The 9464-nt window shown below is 41.4% G+C and carries 10 protein-coding genes; 5 read left to right on the top strand and 5 right to left on the bottom strand.

Annotation, left to right across the window (positions count from 1 at the left end; genetic code table 11):
• Positions 1 to 5: 5 nt before the first annotated feature.
• The gene (gene ureE, locus IQ264_RS29530; RefSeq protein WP_193985758.1) at positions 6 to 437 is read right to left on the bottom strand and encodes an urease accessory protein UreE; all 432 of its coding nucleotides are present in this window, start codon (positions 435 to 437) and stop codon (positions 6 to 8) included.
• Positions 438 to 715: 278 nt separating this feature from the next.
• Here ureE and IQ264_RS29525 point away from each other — a divergent pair, with 278 nt between their 5' ends.
• Positions 716 to 1342, top strand: coding sequence for a helix-turn-helix transcriptional regulator (locus IQ264_RS29525; RefSeq protein ID WP_228061913.1), 627 nt, complete (start codon positions 716 to 718; stop codon positions 1340 to 1342).
• A gap of 23 nt (positions 1343 to 1365) precedes the next feature.
• Here IQ264_RS29525 and IQ264_RS29520 read toward each other — a convergent pair whose 3' ends face one another.
• Positions 1366 to 1821: a DUF4168 domain-containing protein gene (locus IQ264_RS29520; protein ID WP_193985756.1), complete on the bottom strand. Its 456-nt coding sequence runs from the start codon at positions 1819 to 1821 to the stop codon at positions 1366 to 1368.
• A 141-nt stretch (positions 1822 to 1962) separates the two neighbouring features.
• The gene (holA, locus tag IQ264_RS29515; protein ID WP_193985754.1) at positions 1963 to 2943 is read right to left on the bottom strand and encodes a DNA polymerase III subunit delta; all 981 of its coding nucleotides are present in this window, start codon (positions 2941 to 2943) and stop codon (positions 1963 to 1965) included.
• Between the two features lie 153 nt (positions 2944 to 3096).
• Here holA and IQ264_RS29510 point away from each other — a divergent pair, with 153 nt between their 5' ends.
• From IQ264_RS29510 to cbiE, 3 genes are all read left to right on the top strand, one after another.
• Positions 3097 to 3876 (top strand): DUF1868 domain-containing protein, encoded by a 780-nt coding sequence (locus IQ264_RS29510; RefSeq protein ID WP_193985751.1) that lies wholly within the window; start codon positions 3097 to 3099, stop codon positions 3874 to 3876.
• 211 nt (positions 3877 to 4087) lie between these two features.
• Positions 4088 to 4693 (top strand): cobalt-precorrin-8X methylmutase, encoded by a 606-nt coding sequence (locus IQ264_RS29505; RefSeq protein WP_193985749.1) that lies wholly within the window; start codon positions 4088 to 4090, stop codon positions 4691 to 4693.
• A gap of 254 nt (positions 4694 to 4947) precedes the next feature.
• Positions 4948 to 6198: a precorrin-6y C5,15-methyltransferase (decarboxylating) subunit CbiE gene (cbiE, locus tag IQ264_RS29500; protein WP_193985747.1), complete on the top strand. Its 1251-nt coding sequence runs from the start codon at positions 4948 to 4950 to the stop codon at positions 6196 to 6198.
• A gap of 129 nt (positions 6199 to 6327) precedes the next feature.
• Here the strand turns inward: cbiE and IQ264_RS29495 are convergent, their stop codons facing one another.
• Together IQ264_RS29495 and IQ264_RS29490 are read right to left on the bottom strand one after the other, a co-directional pair.
• The gene (locus IQ264_RS29495; protein ID WP_193985745.1) at positions 6328 to 7158 is read right to left on the bottom strand and encodes a CPBP family intramembrane glutamic endopeptidase; all 831 of its coding nucleotides are present in this window, start codon (positions 7156 to 7158) and stop codon (positions 6328 to 6330) included.
• A 132-nt stretch (positions 7159 to 7290) separates the two neighbouring features.
• A complete protein-coding gene (locus IQ264_RS29490) occupies positions 7291 to 7722 on the bottom strand; it encodes an AbrB family transcriptional regulator (protein WP_193985743.1) in 432 nt (143 codons plus the stop codon).
• A gap of 618 nt (positions 7723 to 8340) precedes the next feature.
• Between IQ264_RS29490 and IQ264_RS29485 the strand changes: the two genes are divergently transcribed.
• Positions 8341 to 9375, top strand: coding sequence for a succinate dehydrogenase/fumarate reductase iron-sulfur subunit (locus tag IQ264_RS29485; RefSeq protein WP_193985741.1), 1035 nt, complete (start codon positions 8341 to 8343; stop codon positions 9373 to 9375).
• Positions 9376 to 9464: the final 89 nt, after the last annotated feature.

Genomic DNA, 9464 nt, shown 5'->3' with positions numbered 1-9464 from the left:
GCCCTCTAATGATGCCCATAAGCCCCCATTTCTGGCTCAAAGGGCATAATTTCTGCTGTTACTTCTAATCCCAGATGTTCTAACATTGCCTGTAATACTGAGTCTGCGGATAATCTCAGGTATGTGGGGGTGATTTCTAAAGCTATGTGGCGGTTTCCTAAGTGATAGGCGGCACGTAATAGTTCTAAGGGATTTTTGGCTGTTACTGTGAGTACGGGTTCGGGTTTGGCGATGACTCTGACTAGGATACCGTTTTCTGATTGTAATAAATCGCGATCGCGCAACACCATTCCTCTGGGAAGTCGCAGCAACAAAACTTGTCCTGCTTCCGTCTGAAAACGATAGTTACTGCGGGTGCGTTCCTCAGCTGTCAGGGAAAGGGTGTGGCTGACTATAGCATTGGGGTTTGCTGGTAAACGTTGCGTTAAAGTCAGCATCATCGGTAACGATTACTGTTTCCTCTAGATTTATGGGGTGATTTTTCCAGATTAACCTGATTTGCGATCGCTAATTGGGTAATTCTTACCTAATCGGCAAAAATTACATTGTGACTTTTACCTTCTACCTTCTACCAGAAATTCCGTACATTCACGAATACGGGTGATTTTTAATTTAAATATTTCATTTACAAAGTGATTGTCAGTACGTATAAATCATGAGGGCGCATCTGGAAAACATATCAGAGTCATGTAGAAATTTAGTAACAGTGATATTCATGACCTTACCAAAAATGATTGCACTACAAGATGCTCCAGTATTAACAACGAAGCCCGTCAAACACTCCCAGTCGGGTTTTTCCCAAAAAATTGAGCCATACAATCTTTTTCAAGGAATTTTAGAAGGATTTATGGATGGGATTTTAATTATCACAGAAACAGGCGAATTATTGCACGCCAATCAAACGGCTAAACGGATTTTTCAACACTTGTCTAATGGGGAATTTCACTCGATTCCTGAAGAAATTTGGCAGGTTTGTCATTCATTAATTGAAAGTAAAAATCTATTTCCAGGTGAAAAAATTGTTTTAGAATCGGAAATTATTCAAGACAATGCTGTTCATTTTCGGTTGCGAGTGCGTTGGTTTATGATTGAACAAATGTCACAGGAATGTTTACTTGTAACCATTGAAGATAAACATCAATCCTTACGAGAGATAGTTAGCAGCGATGTTCATCAATTCGATTTAACACCGAGAGAAGCAGAAGTTTGGTTGCTTTATCGAGCCAACTATTCCTATAAAGAAATTGCTGAAAAATTGTACATTACGATTAATACAGTCAAAAAACACATGAAAAATATCCATGCCAAACGTAAATCTCTGATGGATGATGAAGCAATTTAGTCAATTTAAGTTGATTAAATTCTCTATTGTAAGCGGCGTAATTCAGCATCAACTTTTTGTTTAAGTGTTGGGTCTGATTGTACTGCACTCCTAATTTGTTGAAAACGACCAACTGTTAATTGATTTGCTTCAATAGTTTGTCGGGAAAATTCACAAAAATCCTTTAATTCAGGTGGAATATTACCACCAGCAGCACAAGTAGTGTCAGGAACCGGAAGATTTCTCCTCACAATTCCTTCAACTACAGCTTGACGTTTTCTCTCAATTGCATAAGCTGCTTGAGCAAATCTTCTCAAGTCATCATCACTGATTGCCTGAGCAAAGGCAGAAGAACTCAAGATTAAATGAGGAGAACGGAAAGACAGATTGGGAGCTAGTCCGCAAAGTAAACTAATCGAAGTAAGAAAAGTTACAAGTAAAGAGCGAGATATTACTTGATTGATTAAAGATAAGGAAATAGGAGAATTAGCGTTAGTCATGATTGGATAGTTTTGAGAACTAGCACACTAAATGGTATCTAGATAATTTGAAGTAATTTTTGGGTGTGAAGTTCCGCATTTGGGTAGATGATTAGCAAAAGGCTTGGTGTAGTCAAAGTCAATTAGGTAATCTAAGCAAGACTATTTGTAAAGTTGGCAAAGTTCGATCGCTTTTGTTTGCAGGGTAGCTATTGGCTCTGCCCCTTGTTTGAGACTAACTTCTAAGTCTAGCAGTATCGGCAAGCTCTCAGAAAGTTGTGTCACATTTAGGGAGCGAATTTCCTGTTGGAGAAAGTAGATTCGCTTGGGATTAGCGACTTCTGCGGCTTTGGCAATCTCTTTTTCATCCCTTACACCCTCCTGCGTCATCAATTTTACCCACAACCAGGTGCGAAATTGTCCAATTAAAGTAGCAACAATTCTTAAAGCTGGTTCATTGCGATTAATTAAATCTGCCACCAATACCAAGGCTTTAGCTGCATCTCCCTGAATAATTGCCCCGGCTAGCTGCAAACTATTTTGTGTATTAGCTGTTACTAGTTTAGCAACTGTTTCCACCTCTAAGGCTTTAGGCTGATTCCAGCTATACAGTTGCAATTTTTTCAATTCGGAATTTAATAACCGCGTATCATTACCAACAGATTGAGCTAAAAGTTCCATAGCATCTGGCATTAACTTTACACCCGCCTCTTGTGCCGCTTGCTTCACTCGCTGTATAATTTGGTCGGTCTTCCAGGGTGGAATTAAAGCAAATTCGCAGATTTGAGCAGATTTTTTGAGTAATTTTGTGGCCTTAAGTCGTTCGTCCGGTTTATTCCGACTAGTCAGTAAAAGTACGGAAGTTTCCGGTAAAAATGGGAGGGTACGTTCTAGTTCAGCTAACACCTGTTCTGGACAATGTTGGCCGATATTGGTATCAATCAACCAAACTAAACGTTGTCCCATGCCAAATGGAGGTGTCATAGCTTGATTTAAAGCTTGAAGTATGGCATCTGGTTGATCGGCAGAAATTTTGTCATAGTTGAAACTAGCCCAGTGGGGATCGAGTACAGATTTACGCAATTTAACAACAGCGTTTTGTAGTGCGAAATCATCCTCCCCCCAATAGAGGTAAATTGGCATAAGGAACACCTAATTTAAGTAAATTTGTGGTTTAGCGATCCGCAAAGACTTGAGCAGGGAAATAAGGGATCAATATTTCTCTAGGTGGACTTAACATGAAAACAATAGAAAGTTAGTTAAACTCTATCAAGTTAAAAGGCGAGGATATCAAGGTTGGACGATAACTATCAAACTTATCTGAATCGATTGGCTAAGATGACGCTGCCGGAAACTTACAAATCCCAAGCGCAGCACATTCAGGAATCACCTAAGTTTGTGCCTGCTGTTGAGGGAGGCAGAAAACCTGTTCCTTTTCCTGGATATACAATAATTACTCCCCCCAGTGAAGAAGATGCAGCAAACAATACTTGTTATACCAATTTGGAGTATTGTCAAGCGCAAATTTTACAACATTTTCCAGGTTTAATGGTGCCAGTACCTCCAGCTAGCTTTCATTTAACCTTGGCAGATTTAATTTGGGCTAGTTCTTTCCTTGATGCTAAAGAAAATCCTGAATTTGAAGAGCAGTTACGTTCTCGAATCGGTCAAATTTTCGAGCAAACCCAACCTTTAGTTAGCGGAGGTCAGCAAATTAAATTCCAGTTGCTAGGATTCATGATAATGCCAAGAGCGATCGGTGTTTCTTTAGTAGCAAAGGATGAATCAGCTTACGATCGCATTGTCAAGTTTCGTCGCGCTATCTACCAAAATGGTGACTTAATTGGATTAGGAATCGAGCAACAATATGGTTTTACCGCTCACGTTACTTTAGGTTATTTTGGCGATATTCCGTCGGATTTGGATCGCGATCGTCTAAGTCACACCCTTTCTGATTTAAACTTACAATGGTTGGACAATCCCCAAGAACTTTGGGTACAAAGGGCAGAATTACGCAAATTTGACGATATGACACGCTACTATCGCGAACCTGATTGGCCAGTCTTGGAATTTTAGATTTTGGATTTTAGATTTTAGATTCAAGCGGAAAACCTTTAAAATCTAAGATCTCAAATCTACCAATTTCTAAGCTGTTCCACATTTAAATTACATAATTTCAAAAGAGGAGAAATTTTTCTAATTCTCTCCCCTGCTCCCCTGCTCCCCTGCTCCCCTGCTCCCCTGCTCCCCTGCCGCCTCAATCAAAGATTTAAATGTGTAACAGTTTATGACTTTAACCATCCACCCAATTATGGCTCAGAGTTTCGCGGTAATTGACCGTGAAATTGGTGTTCATAATTTCAGTCCTCAAGAATATGCGATCGTCAGACGAGTTATCCACACTACGGCTGATTTTGAATTTAAAGACTTAATTCGCTTTAGTCCAGGGGCTATTGATGCTGGCATCGCTGCTATTCGTCGTCGCGTACCGATCGTGACTGATGTGGGGATGGTTAAACAGGGTATCGTGGGATTAGTGGAGCAAACTTTTGCTAACCCAGTAATTAGTGCTGTGGAAGGCATTAAAGAACCTCTACCGGGAAAAACTCGCACCGAAACAGGTTTATTAAAGTGCTGGCAAGAATATCCCCAAGGAATTTTTGTCTTTGGTAACGCCCCTACTGCTTTACTAGCACTCTGTCAAGAAATCGCCCAAGCTTCTGTATCACCAGCTTTAGTAATTGGCGCACCTGTAGGGTTTATTTCGGTCGTAGAGTCAAAAATGACCTTAGCAGCCACCAAAGTACCTCAAATCCGCGTCGAGGGGCGAAAGGGCGGTTCTCCAGTAGCGGCTGCTATTCTTAACGCTTTACTCTGTTTAGCAACTGAATGAAGAAGGCAGGGGGGCTCCAGGGGCTCCAGGGGCTCCAGGGGCTCCAGGGGCTCCAGGGGCTCCAGGGGAGAGTTAAAGGCACAAAGCTATTCTTTCTTCGTGTTCTTCGTGTCTAAAACGCTAGCGCGTTTCGCTTCGCTAACATGGTTCAAAAAAAAAGCATAATTAACTAGGATTTAACCGAATTTAGGATCAGTTAAGGCATAAGGCAGGTAAATCCAAAATCTCAAATCTATAAATTTAAAATCGAATAGATGACTGTTCACGTTATAGGTATTGGTTTAGATGGGGCATCTGGGTTAAGAGAAGAAGTCAGACAAATTATTGCCCAGGCGACGGTGTTGGTGGGAAGCGATCGCCATTTGAATTATTTTCCTGACTACTGTGGCGATCGAATTGTCCTCAAAGACATAAAAGCGACGATGCGTGGGATTCGCGATCGTTTAGAAACCGATAATGTAATTGTAGTCTTGGTGACAGGCGACCCTTTATTTTTTGGTTTAGGGCGGTTGCTATTGGCAGAACTGCCTAAAGAACAATTAACTTTTCATCCCCATTTAAGTGCGATTCAGTTAGCTTTTAACCGGATTAAGGTTCCTTGGCAAGATGCTAGAGTGATTAGCATTCACGGGCGTTGTTGGGAACAGTTAACCCAAACTTTGCAGCAAGGGGCAGAGAAAATCGCCATTTTAACTGATGATACTCATAATCCAGAGGCGATCGCGCGTTTATTAAAATCTCTGGATTTAGCTGCTACCTATCAGTTCTGGATTTGCGAAAATTTGGGGGGTATGGACGAGAAAGTGGGATGTTGGTCTTTAACTACTGTCCCACAGCAAAGATTTGCCCCCTTAAATGTGGTAGTCTTACTGCGCCAAACTGATTCATCTGAAGCAGAGATGAATTTCCCCAATCTGCCGCTGTTGGGTTTACCAGACTCTAGTTTTTTAAGTTACAGCGATCGACCAGGTTTAATCACTAAACGGGAAATTCGCCTGTTAGTTCTGGGAGAATTAGCATTAAAACCTGGACAAATTATCTGGGATATTGGTGCAGGTACGGGTTCAGTGGCGATCGAAATTGCCCGTTTATTCCCCACTTCTACAGTTTATGCCATTGAAAAAACTGCCGCCGGAATTTCCTTAATAGAACAGAATTGTCAGAGGTTTGGTGTTACTAATGTAGTTTCTATTCATGGTACAGCGCCAGAAATTTTGTATCACCTCACCCCCCCAGACCGCATTTTTATCGGCGGTAGTGGTGGTAACTTAAAGGAAATTTTAGGCTTTGCTGGCGCTCAATTGCATCCCCAAGGAGTTCTAGTATTAGCTTTAGCTACTTTAGAACATTTGACTTTGGCAATGCAGTGGGTAGAGGAAAAAGGTTGGGAACATAATTTGTTACAAGCGCAGCTGTTGCGATCGGTAGCAGTCGGATCTCTCACCCGATTTTCTCCCCTCAATCCCGTGACGATCTTAAGCATTAAAAAGCGGTTATTCGTCTAAAGAGAGCGATTTTACTGAAGGAAGGGAACTCCTGAACAGGGAACAAGGAATACAGAAAGAGCGCAAAAATTTCTGTAACCTTGTTCCGACTTGGTTTAGTAGCCTAAAACGGAAAATCAACGCCAGAAATTAGGGTAATGGTAAAAATTCTCTTCCTAAATAGAACAGTATTGCTCCAGTAATTAGTAAGCAAAAGATTCCCGCTGCACCAGCTAAAGGTTTTCCGTTCTTACCTGTAAACCACGCTGAACCTTTACCTGTATAACTAATTAATTGGGCAGTATCGATCGTCGTCAATCCCCAAATCCAACCCGCGTGTAATCCTATAGCTAAACTCAAATTACCATTGTCTACCCAACGCGCCAGCACTAACACCAAACCCATCAAAAAAAGACCTGGCAGTTGGGGCAAAGTTTCGTCAATTTCCCAAACCAAGTGCAGCGATGCAAAAATTAGGCTAGAAACCACAGCCCCTAACCATAAAGAATAACTTTGCTGCAATTCATTCAGCAAAAAGCCACGAAAAATTAACTCTTCTGTACCGCTTACCCATAGTCCTAAAAGCAAGGTTGTCAGCAGAGTTTGCCAGAGCTTTCGATCGAGCTGCCAATGCCAATTTATCCACCCGAAAGTGGACTCGATCGCAAACACAACTATGATGCCAATTACGCCAATGGCTAATCCTAACCCCAGAGAGATCAAAAAACTTAGATCTCCAGAGATTCCGTAATTCAAAAAAGACACGCCCTCTACCCTGGCAATTCCCCAGAGTAATAGTGGAGCAATCAGGTAAAGGGATGCCAAAAGTGGAATTTTTTGTGCTGCCCCCAAGGGCTTAGGAGGGTACCATTTGAGGGCGTAAGCTATGGGAATAGCTATTGGCAACCAACACCCCAACCAGGCTAAGAAAAACGCAATTATCTTAACAGGTGCGGTCGCCTCAGTATAAAACACCAGCATTTAGCTTAGCTATGTTTGTTAAATAAGTTCATAGCTACAAACAGTAGATAGATTAGTCAGTAGCCAAAAGTCAGCCTTTGCAAAATCAAAGGAAAAAAACTAGTTTTGACAGTTGACAACTGACCTGAGAGCTTATTCTTCCTCGTCGGAATCCTCATCTTCATCTAATTCTGCTTTACCATTTGATGATGCTTTATCGGCATCAACCTGAATCAGGTGAATATGCTTATAGCCTAGTTTGATTTCAAATTCATCACCTGACTTTAAACCCATTGCCTCGGTGTAGGTTGCACCAATAACAATTTGTCCATTTTTATGTACGCTTACCCGGTAAGTAGGTTCGCGTCCCCGACCATCTTTCGGCCCTTCAGGGCTTAAAGGAATGCCTCTTGCTGCCAATACAGCATCATAAAAATCAGTCAAATTTACACGAGTCTGGTTATTTTTAGTCGTCGTGTAGTACCCACAACGCTTAGCTGTTTCGCGACGGGGTAGGTTGGAAAGTTCTTTTACTTTTTGTAGCAGTGCCTTTCCTGTTAATGGGGTTGTTGCTGTGTCAGTCATCGCTTTGGTGAAATATCCAATCTTTAACTTAGTTAATAGAGTCAAGACCTAAATTGGCCTTATAAAGAATATATCGTTAAATCTCATATTTTTGACAACTATTTTTTCCAATCCCTAACTTGAGTAAAAAGCTTAATTTAGATTTTGGAATTTCCGGTTCCTGCGACACCCTCGTAAGTGCTAATCATCAAGGATGTTCACCAGGATTTTATCCAGACAGATCCATAGTGCTGCATAATTGCAAGGGGAAGTCTGCTAAAAGTTAAACTGTTACACTTAGCAAAGATATCTAATACATTAGCTTTACTTGTCTGTCTGCTTTTCTGGTAAGATGTATGGGACATCACAGGGGGAAAATCTATCTTTCAGGAGTTTTACCCAGACAGAGAACGGTAATTTTTTGTATCAAGTAGTGCAGATAAATATAAGTGATGTATTTTTGCCAAGTTGGTAAAAAGTCTGAGTTTTGGGGAAAGTTGAGATATGGGAGCCTTACACTAGAAGCAGTAGTAGTTTAAGAAGGCAGCAGAGAGGGGAAAATTTTTGCTCAGGTACAGTAGCTGAAAATTTAGTCTGTTACCACTATTACTTTAAATATTGAAGAAATGGTTCAAGATCATGCAAGTCATTTTTAAGATTGCCAGACATGACCAAAACAGTGGCTCATGGTATCAGACTTATACTTTAGAAGTTGAGCCTGGTAATACAATTCTCGATTGTCTGAATCAGATTAAATGGGAGCAGGATGGAAGTTTAGCATTTCGGAAAAACTGCCGCAATACCATTTGTGGTAGCTGCGCGATGCGGATTAATGGTCGTTCAGCTTTAGCTTGTAAAGAAAATGTGGGAAATGAGGTAGCACGACTGCAAGATCTGATGACTAAGGTTGCTAGTTCAGAGATAGAAGAACCAGCACAGAAAGCGATTCCAGAAATTACGATCGCACCGATGGGTAATATGCCAGTTATCAGAGACTTAGTGGTGGATATGGCAAGTTTCTGGAACAATTTAGAGGCAGTCGATCCTTATGTAAGTACCAGCGCCCGAAAAGTACCAGAAAGAGAATTTCTCCAATCTCCTTCAGAACGAAGTCAGCTGGATCAGACGGGTAATTGCATTCTTTGTGGCGCTTGTTATTCGGAATGTAATGCCCGTGAAGTTAACCCAGATTTTGTCGGCCCTCATGCCCTGGCAAAAGCTTACCGAATATTAGCAGATTCTCGCGACGCTGAAACTGAAACTAGGTTAGAAAAATATAACGAAGGTACTAAAGGTGTTTGGGGATGTACTCGTTGTTTTTATTGCAACAGTGTATGTCCAATGGATGTGGCACCAATGGATCAGATTGGTAAAATCAAAGGCGAGATTCTAGAAAGAAAGGATGCTCAAGCGAGTCGATCGATCCGACACCGAAAAGTTTTAGTAGATTTAGTGAAAAAAGGTGGTTGGGTAGATGAACGCAAGTTCGCGGTGCTAGTTTTAGGTAATTATTTTCGAGATATAAAGGGATTACTAGAATTAGGGCCAGTAGGATTAAGAACGTTGTTACGCAGAAAATTGCCCTTCGATTTTGAACCATCTCAAGGGGCGGATCAAGTGCGATCGCTCATTGAATCTGTCAGAGAAAAGGCAGAAGACAAAGAACACAAATAAAGGCAGGGGCGCAGAGGGGCAGAGGGGCACAGGAGCAGAGGGGAAAGCTAAAATTTAATTCCCCTTGTGCCCTTGTCCCCATCCCCCCA

It is taken from the genome of [Phormidium] sp. LEGE 05292 (assembly GCF_015207735.1).
Taxonomy (GTDB): Bacteria; Cyanobacteriota; Cyanobacteriia; order Cyanobacteriales; family Aerosakkonemataceae; genus Floridanema.
This window is presented reverse-complemented; position numbering and strand designations above follow the sequence as displayed.